This is a genomic window from Actinoplanes sp. NPDC049599, assembly GCF_044465625.1.
Taxonomy (GTDB): domain Bacteria; phylum Actinomycetota; class Actinomycetes; order Mycobacteriales; family Micromonosporaceae; genus Actinoplanes.
Genome location: NZ_JBITLX010000001.1, coordinates 573,593 through 589,947, shown reverse-complemented (window position 1 = coordinate 589,947; position 16,355 = coordinate 573,593). Strand labels below are relative to the sequence as shown.

17 protein-coding genes and 4 tRNA genes are annotated in these 16,355 nt (G+C 69.0%); 2 read left to right on the top strand and 19 right to left on the bottom strand.

Going from position 1 to position 16,355, the window contains the following annotated elements:
* Window positions 1–74: 74 nt before the first annotated feature.
* From ACIBQZ_RS02795 to ACIBQZ_RS02720, 16 genes are all read right to left on the bottom strand, one after another.
* On the bottom strand, window positions 75–3,515 hold the full coding sequence (locus ACIBQZ_RS02795; RefSeq protein ID WP_396086713.1) for a DNA-directed RNA polymerase subunit beta: 3,441 nt from the start codon (window positions 3,513–3,515) through the stop codon (window positions 75–77).
* Between the two features lie 608 nt (window positions 3,516–4,123).
* Complete coding sequence (rplL, locus tag ACIBQZ_RS02790) at window positions 4,124–4,507, bottom strand: 50S ribosomal protein L7/L12 (RefSeq protein ID WP_396086712.1); 384 nt, start codon at window positions 4,505–4,507, stop codon at window positions 4,124–4,126.
* A gap of 57 nt (window positions 4,508–4,564) precedes the next feature.
* Window positions 4,565–5,110 carry a 50S ribosomal protein L10 gene (gene rplJ, locus ACIBQZ_RS02785; RefSeq protein WP_396086711.1) on the bottom strand — a complete coding sequence of 182 codons (546 nt, stop codon included), beginning with the start codon at window positions 5,108–5,110 and terminating at the stop codon, window positions 4,565–4,567.
* Between the two features lie 267 nt (window positions 5,111–5,377).
* Entirely contained in the window at window positions 5,378–6,079 is a 702-nt protein-coding gene (locus tag ACIBQZ_RS02780; protein ID WP_396086710.1) for a hypothetical protein, read from the bottom strand.
* 4 nt (window positions 6,080–6,083) lie between these two features.
* Entirely contained in the window at window positions 6,084–6,938 is an 855-nt protein-coding gene (locus ACIBQZ_RS02775) for an ATP-binding cassette domain-containing protein (protein ID WP_396086709.1), read from the bottom strand.
* A 67-nt stretch (window positions 6,939–7,005) separates the two neighbouring features.
* Window positions 7,006–7,725, bottom strand: a complete 720-nt coding sequence (gene rplA / locus ACIBQZ_RS02770) for a 50S ribosomal protein L1 (protein ID WP_396086708.1) — start codon at window positions 7,723–7,725, stop codon at window positions 7,006–7,008.
* Window positions 7,726–7,793: 68 nt separating this feature from the next.
* Window positions 7,794–8,522, bottom strand: a complete 729-nt coding sequence (gene nusG, locus ACIBQZ_RS02765; protein WP_396086707.1) for a transcription termination/antitermination protein NusG — start codon at window positions 8,520–8,522, stop codon at window positions 7,794–7,796.
* A gap of 27 nt (window positions 8,523–8,549) precedes the next feature.
* Window positions 8,550–8,912, bottom strand: a complete 363-nt coding sequence (secE, locus tag ACIBQZ_RS02760) for a preprotein translocase subunit SecE (RefSeq protein WP_396086706.1) — start codon at window positions 8,910–8,912, stop codon at window positions 8,550–8,552.
* Between the two features lie 126 nt (window positions 8,913–9,038).
* Window positions 9,039–9,111, bottom strand: a tRNA-Trp gene (locus ACIBQZ_RS02755).
* Window positions 9,112–9,208: 97 nt separating this feature from the next.
* The gene (locus ACIBQZ_RS02750) at window positions 9,209–9,604 is read right to left on the bottom strand and encodes a MaoC/PaaZ C-terminal domain-containing protein (RefSeq protein WP_396086705.1); all 396 of its coding nucleotides are present in this window, start codon (window positions 9,602–9,604) and stop codon (window positions 9,209–9,211) included.
* A gap of 2 nt (window positions 9,605–9,606) precedes the next feature.
* The gene (locus ACIBQZ_RS02745; protein ID WP_396086704.1) at window positions 9,607–10,053 is read right to left on the bottom strand and encodes a MaoC family dehydratase N-terminal domain-containing protein; all 447 of its coding nucleotides are present in this window, start codon (window positions 10,051–10,053) and stop codon (window positions 9,607–9,609) included.
* Between the two features lie 88 nt (window positions 10,054–10,141).
* Window positions 10,142–10,309 carry a 50S ribosomal protein L33 gene (rpmG, locus tag ACIBQZ_RS02740; RefSeq protein ID WP_067495822.1) on the bottom strand — a complete coding sequence of 56 codons (168 nt, stop codon included), beginning with the start codon at window positions 10,307–10,309 and terminating at the stop codon, window positions 10,142–10,144.
* A gap of 128 nt (window positions 10,310–10,437) precedes the next feature.
* Window positions 10,438–10,510: transfer RNA gene (locus ACIBQZ_RS02735), tRNA-Met, on the bottom strand.
* A 61-nt stretch (window positions 10,511–10,571) separates the two neighbouring features.
* A tRNA-Thr gene (locus tag ACIBQZ_RS02730) sits at window positions 10,572–10,647 on the bottom strand.
* Window positions 10,648–10,749: 102 nt separating this feature from the next.
* The gene (locus ACIBQZ_RS02725; RefSeq protein ID WP_396086703.1) at window positions 10,750–13,284 is read right to left on the bottom strand and encodes a putative bifunctional diguanylate cyclase/phosphodiesterase; all 2,535 of its coding nucleotides are present in this window, start codon (window positions 13,282–13,284) and stop codon (window positions 10,750–10,752) included.
* Between the two features lie 65 nt (window positions 13,285–13,349).
* Window positions 13,350–13,520, bottom strand: coding sequence for a hypothetical protein (locus ACIBQZ_RS02720; protein ID WP_396086702.1), 171 nt, complete (start codon window positions 13,518–13,520; stop codon window positions 13,350–13,352).
* A 257-nt stretch (window positions 13,521–13,777) separates the two neighbouring features.
* On the opposite strand from ACIBQZ_RS02720, the gene ACIBQZ_RS02715 reads away from it, so the two are divergent.
* Window positions 13,778–14,173, top strand: a complete 396-nt coding sequence (locus tag ACIBQZ_RS02715; protein ID WP_396086701.1) for a hypothetical protein — start codon at window positions 13,778–13,780, stop codon at window positions 14,171–14,173.
* Between the two features lie 147 nt (window positions 14,174–14,320).
* Here ACIBQZ_RS02715 and ACIBQZ_RS02710 read toward each other — a convergent pair whose 3' ends face one another.
* From ACIBQZ_RS02710 to ACIBQZ_RS02700, 3 genes are read right to left on the bottom strand one after another with little or no spacing between them, the layout of a single operon-like run.
* The gene (locus tag ACIBQZ_RS02710; RefSeq protein WP_396086700.1) at window positions 14,321–15,169 is read right to left on the bottom strand and encodes a sulfurtransferase; all 849 of its coding nucleotides are present in this window, start codon (window positions 15,167–15,169) and stop codon (window positions 14,321–14,323) included.
* A gap of 14 nt (window positions 15,170–15,183) precedes the next feature.
* Window positions 15,184–15,498 (bottom strand): hypothetical protein, encoded by a 315-nt coding sequence (locus ACIBQZ_RS02705; protein ID WP_396086699.1) that lies wholly within the window; start codon window positions 15,496–15,498, stop codon window positions 15,184–15,186.
* 30 nt (window positions 15,499–15,528) lie between these two features.
* Complete coding sequence (locus tag ACIBQZ_RS02700; protein ID WP_396086698.1) at window positions 15,529–16,023, bottom strand: YajQ family cyclic di-GMP-binding protein; 495 nt, start codon at window positions 16,021–16,023, stop codon at window positions 15,529–15,531.
* 149 nt (window positions 16,024–16,172) lie between these two features.
* On the opposite strand from ACIBQZ_RS02700, the gene ACIBQZ_RS02695 reads away from it, so the two are divergent.
* A tRNA-Tyr gene (locus tag ACIBQZ_RS02695) sits at window positions 16,173–16,256 on the top strand.
* The last annotated feature ends 99 nt before the right edge of the window (window positions 16,257–16,355 follow it).

Genomic DNA, 16,355 nt, shown 5'->3' with positions numbered 1-16,355 from the left:
TCGTTGCTCGGATAAATTCCAGGCCGGCGGGGCGGCCCCCGGCAGCGTCACGCGCTGCCGGGGGCCGCACTCCGTCAGATCTCTTCGACGCTGCTGACGCCCTCGTTCGGGCGACGTGACAGGTCGATGCCGAGTTCTTCCGCGGCCCGGAAGACCTCGTCGTCCGTCTCGCGCATCTCCAGGGCAACACCGTCGCTGGAGAGCACCTCGACGTTCAGGCACAGCGACTGGAGCTCCTTGAGAAGCACCTTGAAGGACTCGGGGATTCCCGGCTCCGGGATGTTCTCGCCCTTGACGATGGCCTCGTAGACCTTCACGCGGCCCAGGACGTCGTCGGACTTGATGGTGAGCAGCTCCTGCAGTGCGTAGGCCGCACCGTAGGCCTGCATCGCCCAACACTCCATCTCGCCGAACCGCTGGCCACCGAACTGCGCCTTACCACCCAGCGGCTGCTGCGTGATCATCGAGTACGGGCCGGTCGAGCGAGCGTGGATCTTGTCGTCGACCAGGTGGTTCAGCTTCAGGATGTAGACGTAGCCGACCGAGACCGGATCCGGCAGCGGTTCACCGGAACGGCCGTCGAACAGCTGCGCCTTGCCGTCGTTGTTGACCAGCCGCTTACCGTCGCGGTTGACCAGCGTCGAACCCAGGAGACCCTTGATCTCGTCTTCCTGGGCGCCGTCGAAGACCGGGGTCGCGACGTTGCTGTCCTTGGGCGACTCGTGGGCCTCGATGGCCCGCAGCTGCCGCTTCCAGTCGGCGTCGTCGCCCTCGACCTCCCAGCCCGTCTTGGCGATCCACCCGAGGTGGGTCTCCAGGACCTGGCCGATGTTCATGCGCGAGGGCACACCCAGCGGGTTCAGCACGATGTCGACCGGGGTGCCGTCCTCCAGGAACGGCATGTCCTCGATCGGCAGGATCTTGGAGATGACGCCCTTGTTGCCGTGCCGGCCCGCGAGCTTGTCACCGTCCTGGATCTTGCGCTTCTGCGCCACGTACACCCGGACCAGCTCGTTCACGCCGGGGGGCAGCTCGTCGCCGTCCTCCCGCGAGAACGTGCGGACGCCGATGACCGTGCCGGTCTCGCCGTGCGGCACCTTCAGCGAGGTGTCCCGGACCTCCCGGGCCTTCTCACCGAAGATCGCGCGCAGCAGCCGCTCCTCCGGGGTCAGCTCGGTCTCGCCCTTGGGCGTGACCTTGCCGACCAGGATGTCACCGGGCACGACCTCGGCACCGATCCGGATGATGCCGCGCTCGTCCAGGTCGGCGAGCATTTCCTCGCTGACGTTGGGGATGTCGCGGGTGATCTCTTCCGGGCCGAGCTTGGTGTCGCGGGCGTCGACCTCGTGCTCCTCGATGTGGATCGAGGTGAGGACGTCCTGCTGCACGAGGCGCTGCGACAGGATGATCGCGTCCTCGTAGTTGTGGCCTTCCCAGCACATGAACGCGACGAGCAGGTTCCGGCCGAGGGCCATCTCCCCCTCGTCGGTGCACGGACCGTCGGCGATGACCTGGCCGGCCTCGACCCGGTCACCCTCGAAGACGACCGGCTTCTGGTTGACGCAGGAGCCGGCGTTCGAGCGGCGGAACTTGTGCAGCAGGTAGGTGCGGCGGTGACCGTCGTCCTGGTGCACCGTGACGTAGTCGGCGCACAGGTCCTCGACCAGACCGCCGACCTCGGCCACGACCACGTCGCCGGCGTCGACCGCGGCACGGTATTCCATACCCGTGCCGACCAGCGGCGCCTCCGCCTTGACCAGCGGAACAGCCTGACGCTGCATGTTCGCACCCATGAGGGCGCGGTTGGCGTCGTCGTGCTCGAGGAACGGGATCATCGCCGTCGCGACCGAGGTCATCTGCCGCGGCGAGACGTCCATGTAGTCGACCTCGGTGCCGGGCACGTAGTCGACCTCACCGCCCTTACGGCGGACCAGGACACGATCCTGCGCGAAGGTGCCGTCGGCCGCCAGCGTGGCGTTCGCCTGCGCCTTGACGAACCGGTCCTCCTCGTCCGCGGTGAGGTAGTCGACCTGGTCACTGACCCGGCCGTCGTAAACCTTGCGGTACGGGGTCTCGATGAACCCGAACGGGTTGACCCGTGCGAACGTCGAGAGGGCACCGATCAGGCCGATGTTCGGGCCTTCCGGCGTCTCGATGGGGCACATCCGGCCATAGTGGGACGGGTGTACGTCACGGACCTCGAAGCCCGCCCGCTCACGGGACAGGCCACCCGGACCGAGCGCGCTCAGCCGGCGCCGGTGGGTCAGGCCCGCCAGCGGGTTGGTCTGGTCCATGAACTGCGAGAGCTGCGACGTGCCGAAGAACTCCTTGATCGCCGCCACCACGGGGCGGATGTTGATCAGGGTCTGCGGCGTGATCGCCTCGACGTCCTGGGTCGTCATCCGCTCGCGGACGACGCGCTCCATCCGGGACAGGCCCACGCGGACCTGGTTCTGGATGAGCTCGCCCACGGTGCGCAGGCGCCGGTTGCCGAAGTGGTCGATGTCGTCGGCCTCGTAGCCCTCCTCACCGGCGTGCAGCCGGCAGAGGTAGTCCACGGTCTTGACGATGTCTTCCTCGGTCAGCGTGCCCCGGACGATCGGGACGTCGATCTCGAGCTTCTTGTTGAACTTGTAGCGGCCGACCTTGGCGACGTCGTACCTCTTCGGGTTGAAGAAGAGGTTGTCGAGCAGGGTCTGCGCGTTCTCCCGCGTCGGCGGCTCGCCAGGGCGGAGCTTGCGGTAGATGTCGAGCAGGGCCTCGTCCTGCCCACCGATGTGGTCCTTCTCGAGCGTCGTCATGAGCAGCTCGGACCAGCCGAACCGCTCCCGGATCTGGTCCGCCGACCAACCGATCGCCTTCAGCAGGACGGTGACGGCCTGCCGGCGCTTGCGGTCGATGCGGACACCGACGGTGTCGCGCTTGTCGATGTCGAACTCGAGCCAGGCGCCCCGGCTCGGAATGACCTTGACACTGGAGAGGTCACGGTCGGAGGTCTTGTCCGGCTCCTTGGTGAAGTACACGCCCGGCGAGCGGACGAGCTGACTCACCACGACGCGCTCGGTGCCGTTGATGACGAACGTCCCCTTGGGGGTCATCATCGGGAAGTCACCCATGAACACCGTCTGGCTCTTGATCTCGCCAGTGGTGTTGTTGGTGAACTCCGCGGTCACGAACAGCGGTGCGCAGTAGGTCAGGTCCTTCTCCTTGCACTCCTCGATCGAGGCCTTGACCTCGTCGAAGCGCGGCGCTGAGAAGGACAGCGACATGGTGCCGGAGAAGTCCTCAATGGGACTGATCTCTTCGAGGATCTCTGCGAGGCCCGAGTGGGCATGTGGATCGTCCGTAGAGCGCGTCTGCCAAGCCTCGTTCCCGACCAACCAGTCGAAGGACTCCGTCTGGAGGGCGAGGAGGTTGGGGACTTCGAGTTGCTCGGTGATCCTGCCGAACGAGATACGGCGGGGAGCGTAAGCGCTCGACGTACGACTGGTCTTCGCAGGGCGGGAAGCTGCCAAGATGCGTCCTTCCGAGGACCGGTGCTGCTGATGCGGCTGAGCTGCTGATGCAACTGTCTGCGTCACTTGTCTGCGTGCACTCCAATGGACCCCCAGGAAATTATCCGGCTGGATATTCCTGCAGGGCTCAAGACAGAAGGCAGCGCAAACTAGCAGTGTAGCCGCTCGGCTAACCGCTGTCCAGCCCACACCGGAGGGGGCCTGCGGAACGCATCCCCGCGGCCGCTGACCTGCGCTTTCTGGTCAGTGCCTCGTGCGGGGCCGCTCGGAACGCGGCGTCTCTCCCTCGGGTGCCGACTGCGGATCCCGGTCGAAACCGGTTTACCCGCAGGACGGCTGTCGCAAGCGCGGAAACTTGCTGATGTCAGCGTGCCTGTCAGGGGACACACAGTCAAGGGCTGCGACGTGGGTCGGTCGTACGCCGTCGCCCACCGGACGCGGCACAGCGACTTTAGCGTACGAAAAGCGGGCCATGGCGGCATTTGTCCGTCGGCCTTCCGACGGCCGGCCAAACCGCCTCTGACCTGGGCGTTCATGCCCCGGAAACAGCGCGGGCGAGGACCCTTGCGGGTCCTCGCCGGCACAGCGGTGAAACGGTGGAGCTCAGGTCACTTGAGGGTGACCTTGGCGCCCTCGCCCTCGAGCTTGGCCTTGGCGGCCTCGGCCTTCTCCTTGTTGACACCCTCGAGGATCGCCTTGGGGGCGGCCTCAACGGCGTCCTTGGCCTCCTTGAGGCCCAGGCCGGTCAGCTCGCGCACGACCTTGATGACCTGGATCTTCTTGCCACCGTCGCCCTCGAGGACAACGTCGAACGAGTCCTTCTCCGGCTCGGGCTCGGCAGCGGCGGCGCCGCCGCCACCCTGCGCGATCGCGACCGGCGCGGCGGCGGTGACCTCGAAGACCTCTTCGAACTGCTTCACGAACTCGGAGAGCTCGATCAGGGTCATTTCCTTGAACGCGTCGAGCAGCTCGTCGGTGCTGAGCTTCGCCATGTCTGGCAACCTTTCGTTGTTTCTGTTGATGGAAAGTCAAACTCCGCGCGGGCCTGCTCAGGCCTCGGCGGAACCGTCCTGTGCGCGCTTGTCCTGCAGAGCCGCAGCCAGGCGAGCGACCTGAGCGAGCGGGGCCTGGAACGTGGCCGCCGCCTTGGTCAGGTTGCCCTTCATGGCGCCGGCGAGCTTGGCCAGCAGCACCTCGCGGGACTCGAGGTCCGCGATCTTGCTGACCTCAGCGGCCGAGATGGCCTTGCCCTCGAAGACGCCGCCCTTGATGACCAGGACCGGGTGGGCCTTGGCGAAGGCACGAAGCCCCTTGGCCGCCTCGACCGGGTCACCGCTCACGAAGGCGAGCGCGGTAGGACCGGTGAACAGAGCGTCCAGACCCTCGATACCCGCGTCGTTCGCCGCCCGCTTGGCGAGCGTGTTCTTCGACACGGAGTACTTGGTGTCGTTGCCCAGCGAGCGCCGCAGCTCGGTGATCTCCGAGACCGTGAGGCCGCGGTACTCCGTCAGCAGGGTCGCCGCGGAGCTACGGAAGTGGTCCGTGAGCTCGGCAACGGCAGAGGCCTTATCGGCCCGGACCGGCTTGTCCGCCATGTCCCTCCTCTCTCAGTGCTCAGCCGCTGATCGGTGCAGAGGCCGCACATGAGAAACGCCCCGGCGCAGGGCGCACGGGGCGGGACATGGACGCGTTGCCGCGTCGACATGATCACGAACCGTTCTCCCCTGCGCGGGCCGCCCGCATGCTGCGGGACCTTCGACCGGGACCTCCGTCTGACGACGGCGATCGCGACGACCAGCGGTCTATGGGTGGAACTTGTAGTCAGACTGTACGCGAGCGCGCCAGCCGTCGCCAAATCGCCGTCATGACCGGCTCCGGCGCATCCACCCGTAGCCGCCGAGCACGGCCGCGCACCAGAGCACCGCCCAGCCGGCCAGCAGCCAGAACCGGCCGGCGCCGGGCAGCTCGGCGGCGGTCAGCGCCCGCGCGGTGGCCATCACCGGGGGCGCCAGCCACGGTGCCACCGACCCGCCGAGCCCGAGCACGATCGCGAGGACGGAACCGGTCACCAGCACGGTGACGCCGTTGCGGACGGTGCGGGTGACAGCCCGGCTGGCCAGGGCGCCCAGGGCCACAGCGGCCGGCACAGCGAGCAGATGGGCCAGGGCGCCGAGCGCTACACCCACGGCCAGGGACGGCTCGGCGGAGCCCGGCTGCGGGCCGCGGATGGCGTGGAAGGGCCACCACGGCGCCAGCATGGCTACCGCGCAGAAGGCCAGGGCCGGCACGGTGGCGGCCAGCAGCCCGGCAGCGGCTTCCCGGCGGCTGCCGACGGTGAGGCGGGCCAGCTGCCGCTGCACGTCCGGCTCCGCGTCGAGCAGCAGCTTGGCCTGCCAGGCCAGCACCGGGAAGAGCATCACGGCGGAGTAGCCATAGGCGGGGGCGGCCGCCGACTGGCCGCCGCCGTGGATCACGCCGAGCAGGGCCAGGGCGGTGATCATGGGCGCCAGCGCGCGACCGCCACGGACGAAGGCAGCCAGCCGCATCCGGACCAGGGCAATCACCCGATCACCGCCCCGTCGGCTTCGGCACGCCCGCCGCGTCCGGCGTTCCTGCCACGTTCGGCGCTCCTGCCGGGTTCGGCGTGCGGTTCGGGGCGGTGGCGGGAGGTCGGTCGGTGCTGTCGGCTTGTGGGCGTTCCGGGTCGCGTACCCCCAGGACCTGGTGGCCTTCGGCACGGAGCCGGGCCACCGTGTCGTCGGCGTCCGCGCGGCGGACGGCGACCTCGACCACGACCTCGTCCGCGTCGCTCTCCGCCGGCCCGCCGGTGTGCACCGCGCCGGCGGCGACCGTCCAGCGGATCGCCTCCGGCAGGCCGGTGATCTCGCCGCGGTGGTCACTGACCAGCACCGCTCCCCCGGCGGCCGTGACCTCGGCGACGATCTGCGGGATCAGCGTCCGGGCCACGGAGTCGAGGCCCTCCCACGGCTCGTCGAGCACGAGCAGGCCGGGCGGGACCAGCAGCGCCTGGGCCAGGCCGACCTTCTGTGCGGTGCCCTTGGAGAGGCCGGCCAGCCGGGTATGACGGTGCTCACCCAGGCCGAGCCGCTCGACCCAGTGCTCGATCTCGGCGGTGCCGCGCAGGCCGCGCAGGGCTGCCATCCGGCGCAGGTACTGCCCGGCGGTGAAGGGCTGGTCAGCCGGGAAGCGTTCGGGGACCCAGCCCACGGTGCGCGGCCGGTCGCGGACCGCTCCCCGGTGCGGGCGCAACACCCCGGCGGCGAGTTGGAGGAGCGTCGACTTGCCGGCGCCGTTGCGGCCGAGCACGACCACAGTGGCGCCTGGCTCCACGGTGGCGTTCACCGTCCTGAGGGCCCACTCCGCGCGGCGTGCGTACCGGAACCAGACCTGGTCGAATCGCACGCCGGACAGCGTCGCACAGAAGAAGCCCCCGGGGTGATCCCCGGGGGCTTCCTGTGGAGCTGGATCGTCAGGCGTCGGGGTGGTCGCCGCGCAGGTTCTTGACGATGTTCGGGTCGACCGGCACGCCGGGGCCCATGGTGGTGCTGACGGTGACCTTCTTGAGGTACTTGCCCTTGGCCGCGGACGGCTTGGCGCGCAGCACCTCGTCGAGGACCGCACCGTAGTTCTCCACCAGCTGCTCCTCGGAGAACGAGGCCTTGCCGATGATCAGGTGCAGGTTGGAGTGCTTGTCCACCCGGAAGGTGATCTTGCCGCCCTTGATGTCCGAGACCGCCTTGGTCACGTCCATGGTGACCGTGCCCGTCTTCGGGTTCGGCATCAGGCCACGGGGGCCGAGGATGCGGGCGATCCGGCCGATCTTGGCCATCTGGTCCGGGGTGGCGATGGCGGCGTCGAAGTCGAGCCAGCCGCCCTGGATGCGGGCGACGAGCTCGTCCGTGCCGACCTCGTCGGCGCCGGCCGCGACGGCCTCCTCGGCCTTGGCGCCCTGCGCGAAGACGATCACGCGGGAGACCTTGCCGGTGCCGTGCGGCAGGTTGACCACGCCGCGGACCATCTGGTCGGCCTTACGGGGGTCCACGCCGAGGCGCATGGCGACCTCAACCGTGGCGTCGAACTTGGTCGGGCTGGCGCCCTTGGCGATCTTCACGGCGTCGGCGGGCTCGTAGAGCTTGGTGACGTCGATCTGCTCGGCGGCCTTGCGGTAGGCCTTGCTGCGCTGTGCCATTTCTCTGTTGCTCCTGTGGTAGATGGCGGGGCGCGCTGTTCGCGCCCCTCCCACGACTGCTGTCGTTGTCAGATCTTGGCGACCTGGTTGAAGTTGAGCTCCACCGGCGTCTCGCGACCGAAGATGGAGACCAGCACCTTCAACTTCTGCTGGTCGGCGTTGATTTCACTGATCGAGGCCGGCAGCGACGCGAATGCGCCGTCCGTGACGGTGACCGAGTCGCCGACCTCGAAGTCCAGCACGCGGATCTCCGGCTTGGCCTTCTTCTCCTCGGCCTCGACGGCCGGGGCGAGCCACTTGAGCACCTCGTCGAGCGAGAGCGGCGCCGGCCGGTCCACCCGGTCGGTGGCACCCACGAAGCCGGTCACGCCGGGCGTGTTGCGCACGCACGAGTACGACTCGGGGGTGAGATCCATCCGGACCAGGATGTAGCCGGGGAAGACCTTGTTCTGCACCTGGAGGCGCTTGCCGTTCTTGACCTCGACCTCTTCGCGGGTCGGCACCTCGACCTGGAAGATGAACTCCTCCATGTCGAGGCTGGTGATCCGGGTCTCGAGGTTGGTCTTGACCTTGTTCTCGTAGCCGGCGTACGAGTGCACCACGTACCAGTCGCCCGGGGCGTACCGCAGCTTCTGCCGCAGCTCCGCGACCGGGTCGTAGTTCTCGTCCGCCTCCGGGGCTTCCGCCTCGGCGACTGGCTCTGCGCTGGCGGCCTCGACCGACTCGGCGTCTTCCGCCGTCGCGACCGCGGACTGCTCGTCGGCGGTCAGGGCGGTCTCGTCGTCGTACTCAGGCACGCTTGCTCACTTCCGTAACTATCAGCTTCAGTTGCCGAACGACGCCAGGATGGCCTTGCCGAACCCGTAATCCAGGAGCGCCACGATCGTGGTCATCACGGTCACGAACGCGATCACCACGCCCGTGTAGGTCAGCAGCTCCTTGCGGGTCGGCCAGATGACCTTACGCAGCTCGCTGACGACCTCGCGGAAGAAACCGCTGATGCGGTTGCCACCGCGCCGGCCTTCCTTCTTGGTCGCTACGCTGCCGGACTCGGCCTTGTCGCCGCCACGGCTCGCCGGCTCGTCGGCCGACTCGACAGCGTCGTCCTGGAGATCGCTGTCGGTGTAGGCCTCGTCCTCGGGGCGGTCGCCTGCAGCGTCGTCACCGGGTCGCTTCCTCTCGGCCACTTCCGCCCTCTTCCGTCGTCGATGGGGTGTCGCATCGGCGCCGTATGCGGCGGTCGGTCAAGCCGGCCGCCCGCCGCCGGGCGAACCGGCCGCGAGGCCGGTCCGGTTACTGGGCCGATCGGTGCGCAGGGGTGACAGGACTTGAACCTGCAGCCTGCGGTTTTGGAGACCGCTGCTCTGCCAATTGAGCTACACCCCTTTGTGAGGCATCCTGCCCGTCGCAGCGCGAAAGGCAGGGTTCACTACCCCACGGCGGACCAGTGTACGGGTAGGTCCGCGTGATTCCCAACCCGGGCCTACCTCTTGCGGATGGTGGCCCTCGCGAGCGACAGCACCTTGTCGCCGTTGCAGGTCGCGGTGAGTTCGAGCTTGGTGAGCCCGTCGTCGGTGACCTCCTTGATCACCCCACTGATGACCACCTCGGTGCCCTCGTCGGTGTCCGGCACCGGCACCGGCCGGGTGAACCGCACGCCGAACTCCACGACCGCGTCGGGGGCGCCGGCCCACACGGCGACGGCCCGGCCGGCCAGCGCCATCGTGTACATGCCGTGGGCGATCACGCCGGGCAGGCCGACGCTCTTGGCGATCCGGTCGCTCCAGTGGATCGTGTTGAAGTCGCCGGAGGCGCCGCAGTAGCGCACCAGGTCGGCCCTGGTGACCCGGAAGGTCTGGGTGGGCAGTGCGTCAGCCATGATCATTCCTCCCCGCGCTGGACGAGCTTGGACCAGACCGTGACGACGGGCTCGCCGGCCTCGGTGGTGACCTCGGTGCGGGTGGTCAGGAAGTCGTGACCGCCCCGGGAGGTGATCTCGTCCACCGTGTTCACGCAGACGAGGGAATCGCCGGCCACCACCGGACGGGTGTAGGCGAACTTCTGGTCGCCGTGCACCACCCGGCTGTAGTCCAGGCCGAGGGCGGGGTCGGCGACGATCTGCCGGCTGGCCGCCATGGTCACCACGACGGGGAAGGTGGGCGGCGCGACCACGTCCGGATAGCCGGCGGCGCGGGCCGCCTCGGGGTCGTGGTACTCCGGGTCGGTGGCGCCGATCGCGGCGGCGAACTCACGGATCTTCTCGCGGCCCACGAGGTAGGGCGGGGTGGCCGGCCAGCTGCGGCCGACGAAGGACGAGTCGAGGGGCATGAGCCGAAACTACCTGCCGGCACATCCGGAGGTAAACAGAAGTGGCGGCGACCCCGAGAGGGTCACCGCCACGCCGTGGTACGGAAGATCAGCGGGTCTCGCGGTGCAGGGTGTGCTTGCCGTCCCGGGGGCAGAACTTCTTCAGCTCGATGCGGTCCGGGTCGTTACGGCGGTTCTTGCGGGTGATGTAGTTCCGCTCCTTGCACTCCGTACACGCCAAGGTGATCTTGGGACGGACGTCGGTCGCCTTGGCCACGGCGGGGTGCCTTCCTGCTCACGGGATTCACATACGACATACCAGCGTAGACGCAAGTCTCGCGGACATGCAAAACCGGCGGACAGATGCCCGGGTTCGTACGGCATCCGGGACGGGTCCCGGATGAGTAGCGGTGGCCGGACTTGAACCGGCGACACAGCGATTATGAGCCGCTTGCTCTGCCATCTGAGCTACACCGCCGCGCCAGGCTCACGATCGAACGCCCTCACCGATCTTGGCGAGGGCGAAGGAAGAACCCGGTTGGAGCCCCCTTACGGAATCGAACCGTAGACCTTCTCCTTACCATGGAGACGCTCTGCCGACTGAGCTAAGGGGGCGCGCGCGATCTCTCGCGTGATGCGCAGGATGAAGCTTACACGGCACCGCAGCCGAGGTGAAATCGCCTCCCCGGTGCGGCGAAATCGCAGTTCAGAGCGTTGTCATCCGACCGCACGCAGGCGCCGGACCTCACCGGTGGGGGTCTCCTCCGGCTCGGTCTGGGCGCTGAGCCAGGTGTTCAGCCGCTCCACCGGCAGCGGCCGGCTGAAGAAGTAGCCCTGGCCGATCTCACAGCCGAGCTCGGCCAGCAGGTCGAAGGTGAGCTCGCTCTCGATGCCCTCGGCGACCACGGTGAGGCCGAACTCGCGGGAGAGCCCGATCACCGCCCGCACGATGGCCAGGTCGCCCGAGTCGGTCGCCATCCCCTGCACGAAGCTGTCGTCGATCTTGACCTCGTGCACCGGCAGCTGCCGCAGGTAGGACAGTGACGAGGCGCCCGTGCCGAAGTCGTCGACCGAGAGCCGGACGCCGAGGTCCCGCAGCCGGTACAGCGTCGGCAGGGCCCGTTCGATCTCGCCGAGCATGTTCGGCTCGGAGATCTCGAAGGTCACCTGGTGCGGCGGGACCCGGTACTGCTTCAGCAGCTCGTGGACCTGGTCGGGGAAGCGCGGGTCCAGCAGGGTGCGGGCGGACAGGTTGACCGCGATGGAGAGCGGCCGGCCGGCGTCGGCCCATTCCTGGCAGTGCCGCAGGCCCGCGGTGAGCACCACCTCGGTGAGGCGGTGCAGCTGGCCGGTGTGCTCGGCGACGGCGACGAAGTCTTCCGGGGAGACCTCGCCGTGCGCGGGGTGCTGCCAGCGGGCCAGGCACTCGACCCCGATCAGGTGCCGGTCCTGAATGGTCACCTTCGGCTGGAAGTGCACCTCGAGCTGGCCCGAGTCCAGCGCCCGGCGCAGATCGGCGGCGAGCCCGAGGCGGCGCACTGCCCGCGACTCCAGGGCCGGGTGGAAGAGCTGGACGCCGTACGGCAGCGCCTTGGCCGCGTTGGCAGCCAGCTCGGCGCGGCGCAGCAGGGCGTCCGGGTCGTCGCCGTGGTCCGGCTGCACGGCGACACCGGCGGCGGTGTCCACGTCCAGGGTGAGGGTGCCGACGGCCATCGGGCCACGCAGCTGCTCCCGCATCTCGGTGGCCAGCCGTACGGTCTCCTCGGTGCTCTCCGCCCGCAGCGTGACCACGAACTCGTCACCGCCGATCCGGCCGACCAGCGCACCGGGGCCGGCGATCTTGCCCAGCCGCCCGGCCACCTCGGCGAGCAGCTTGTCACCGGCGTCGTGGCCCATCGACTCGTTGACGTCGCGCAACCCGTCGACGTCGAAGAGGATGACCGCCACCACCTCACCACCGGTGCGGATCTTGACGGCCTCGGTGAGCGCGTCGATCACCCGGCGCCGGTTGGGCAGCGCGGTGAGCCGGTCGTGGTAGGCGTCGTATCGCAGCCGCTCGACCAGCCGGGAATTCTCCACGGCCGCGGCGGCGTGCGCGGCGATCGTCTCCACGACCTGGACGTCCGAGGTGGTGAAGTGCTTGAGGTCGCCGAGCCGGTTGACCATCTCCAGCGTGCCGATCACCGCCTGCCCGGAGCGCAGCGGCACCACGATGCAGTCCTTGACCTTCGCCTCCCGCACGACGGGCAGCAGATCCTGGTCGGTGGCGATCTGCGAACCGACGGCGACGCTGCGCCGCCCGGCGGTGGCCCGCTCGGTGAGCGCGGCCGGGGTGGGGCTGAAGTCGAGCAGACCCTGCGCCTCGATCTTGGAGGTGAGCAGGACCTCGGGGTAGCGGCCCGAGGCGGGCAGCCGGATCGTCGCGTACTCGGATTGCATGAGCGCCCGGGCCCGGACCAGCAGGGAGTCGATCAGCGTGACGTCCTGACCGGACTCGACCACGGCGTTGGCGAGCTCGTAGAGCTCGGCGAGGGTGTGGTGCTGGCGGAGGAAGTCCGAGTAGGACCGGTACGCCAGGGTCAGCACCGCGGCGAGCACGAAGAGCAGCACGGCGGCCCACCACGTGGTGTCCAGCGCGATGGTGAAGACCAGCCCGATGACGATGCACACCTCGGCCGCGAGCAGAGCCACCCAGCCCACCCGGATGGTCTCCACACCGGCCTGCAAACCCTGCACGGCCGCCATCACGGCGGCGACCGCGAACAGGGTCACCAGGGTGTGGACGGTGACCGCCACCCCCAGGACGATCCAGGTCATCGGGCCGGTGCCGTTGATCGGCGGGAGGATCTCGAGCACGATGCCGGCGGTGGCCGCGGCGGCGGCGGCGCGGGCGACGTTGAAGGCCAGCTTGTCCGGCGGCGGCTTGCGGTTCAGCCGGAACTGCTTGATGAGCATGGCGGTCGCGCTGACCATCACCACGAGCACGGCCGGCGCGAAGTAGAAGCCGATGACCAGCGGAATCTCGAGCAGGCCGAGGGCCACCCCGTGCCGGCGGATCTGCACGTAGCGCAGCCCGATGCCGAGCACGATGAAGAAGGGCAGGGCGAGCAGGGCGGCCAGCCAGTGGTCGGACCAGCCGGGATGACGGACGGCCAGCAGCACACTGAACACGACGGCCAGCGCCGTCAGGGTCCCAGTGATCAGCCAGACGTACTCGGGGGACCGACGCGGTGGCGACTGACGCTCAGACATCCCACGCCCCTACCGGTCGCTGAACTCCACACGTGATGACGGGCTCGCCTCGCCGGGCTGCCGCATCAGTGCCACTCCACCTCGACCTTCATCGCGTCGGCGATGATGGGTGCCGAATTGGCAGCAACGGGTGCCGAACCACTTCCGCCGGCGGCGGCGAGGAACGAGCCTCCGAACGCCAGACCGAGCGCCACGAACAAGCCGGCGGCGAAACGGCCGAGCTTCTTTGCGGACATCTATGGCTCCTGTACTGAGGTGTCAGTCGGGGTGGGGTTCCATGATGGTGCCACACGCTGAGTGCGTCAGACAGCGGCGAATGGCGCGTCAGAGCCGCACATCCCGAAATCTTGACTGAACGGCTGAGGTGTTCATGCAACTCCAGCCCACAAAATTGAGGCCTTTGAGCCCGATTTATCGCGAGAAGTGAGCGCAATTCACTTCGGTTTGTCAGGCCAGCTTGACGTCAGGCGAACCTGACGGAAGACTGCTATTCATGACCACTCCTGACGAACTGGAGCAACAGCACACGCTCTCCACCGCCACAACGCGTTACGACGAGCTGAGGATGCGGGACGCCCTGGCCGCGATGGCCGGCGACGCCGACAACCCGCCGCTGTCGCGCGAGGAGACGCTGGAGCTGCTGGCGCTCAGCGAGGTCGTCATCCGCAAGGCCGGCTACGGGCGGCAGGCGATGGTCCGTTCCGCCCGCGGCAGCGGCGCCTCCTGGAACCAGATCGGCGCGGCGCTCGGCACCAGCAAGCAGGCCGCCTGGGAAGCGCACAACCGGTGGATCGAGGAGCAGGCCCGCCAGCACGAGCTCACCGGCTTCGTCGGCCTCGACCCGACCGAGGCCGACACGGCCCGCGGCCTCGCCGGCCGCCCGGACTGACCCTGCCCCCGTCCGGACCCCAGCTCAGCCGGTCGCCGCCAGGCGGCCTGTCGCGCTTGCCCTGCTCAGCCGGTCGCCGCCAGGCGGCCTGTCGCGCTTGCCCAGCTCAGCCGATCGCCGCCAGGCGGCCTGTCGCGCTTGCCCTGCTCAGCCGATCGCCGCCGGGCGGCCTGTCGCGCTTGCCCTGCTCAGTTGGTCGCGGCCGGGCGGTCGGTCGCGCTGTATTGGCGACCAGGAGCCCGGGTAGAGCCGGCCCGGGCCGAGACCAGCCCGTTCCAGGGCGAGCAGGTTGTGGCAGGCGGTCACCCCCGAACCGCAGTAGGAAACGACCTCCGCGCCGTCGCGCACGCCGGCCGAGACGAAACGCTCCCGCAGCTCGGCGGCGGGCAGGAAGCGACCGTCCGCACCGAGATTCTCCCGGCACGGCAGGCTGCGAGCGCCCGGGATGTGCCCCGCCCGCGGATCGACCGGCTCGGTCTCGCCGCGGAAGCGCGCCCCGTCGCGAGCGTCGAGCACCACGAAGGAACCGCCGGCCGCATCGTCGATGCTCGCCAGCCGCTCCGCGGGCCAGGGCCGCGGGGTGAAGACCGCGGGCGGCCGGTCCGGCTGATCACGGACCAGTTCACCCGGGTACGCGGCCAGCCCGCCGTCGAGCAGCGCAGCCTGATGCCCGGTGGCGCGCAGCATCCAGACCAGTCGCGCCGCGACGGTGCCGCCGGCGTCGTCGTACCCGATCACCGTGTCGTCGTCGCCGATGCCCGCCGCGGCCAGTCCCGCCGCGAAGACCTCGGGATCCGGCAACGGATGCCGGCCGTCGGCCGGCGAGCCGGGCCGTGCCAGCCACCGATCGAGATCAACGAAAACCGCACCCGGCAGATGCCCCGAGTCGTACGCGGCGCGCCCGGAGCGCCCGTCCAGATACCAGCGGACGTCGGCAAGAACCACCCGGTCACCCTGCTCCCGCACCCAATCGGGGTCGACCACCGGATCGATCACGTGCCGCTCCCTCTCTATATACCTGTGCGCCCGTCATCCACGGGCCGGCGGCGGCGCGGGCGATACCGCGCGAGCGCAACGCCGATCATGATGACCGCCAACACGTTCGCGGCCAGTCCCGGCACGCCGGTGAACAGCACCTGACCCACCACGATGAGCAGCAGGGCCAGGCCGAACAGCAGGTGGTAAAGGGCGGCGGGGCGAACACCGGTGAAGGTGCGCAGGGTGCCGGCCGGGGCGCGGCCGGTGACCAACATCCGCACCCCGAACAGCGCGAGGGCGAGACCGATCGCGCCGCCGACGAGCAGCGTCGCCGTACTGAGGTCCATGAACCTCAGTCTGCGCCGCCGCCGACCGCCTTACCGGTAATTGGTGAACTGCAGCGCGACGCCGAAGTCCTCGGCCTTGAGCAGCGCGATGACCGCCTGCAGGTCGTCCCGCTTCTTACCGGTGACCCGCAGCTGGTCGCCCTGGATCTGCGCCTGCACACCCTTGGGACCCTCGTCCCGGATCTTCTTGCTGATCGCCTTGGCCTTGTCGGTCTCGATGCCCTCGACAACCTTGCAATCGATCTTGTACGTCTTCCCGGACTGCCGCGGGTCCTCAGCCTCCAGGGACTTCAACGAGATGTTCCGCTTGACCAGCTTCTCCTTGAAGACGTCGAGCGCGGCAACAGCCCGCTCCTCGGTCTCGGAGGTGATGGTCACGCCGTTCTCCCCCGACTTGGCGATGACGGTCCCGGTCCCCCGGAAGTCGAACCGGGTCCCGAGCTCCTTCTCCGCCTGGTGGAAGGCGTTGTCCACCTCCTGGCCGTCGACCTTGCTGACGATGTCGAACGACGGGCTGGCTGCCATGATGAGACTCCTGCTGGTGGGCCACGTATCGATGTCCGCGAAGGGCCGCGAGGGGCCCCCGACATGCCGACCGTACCCGGTTGTGAAAGCCACCGCGGCTATGGCTATCCTGTTCTTCGTCGCTGCGGGGGACCGCAGCGGCATGCCCAGGCGGGTTGCCCGAGCGGCCAATGGGAGCGGACTGTAAATCCGTCGCGAAAGCTACAGAGGTTCGAATCCTCTACCCGCCACCAGGCAGAAGAACGGCCCCGAGAGCTGCGGAAACGCGCTCCGGGGCCGTTCTCGTTGTGATCCAGCCAGTCCGGCAGGGTCCCGGCCGTCCGCGGCCCTCC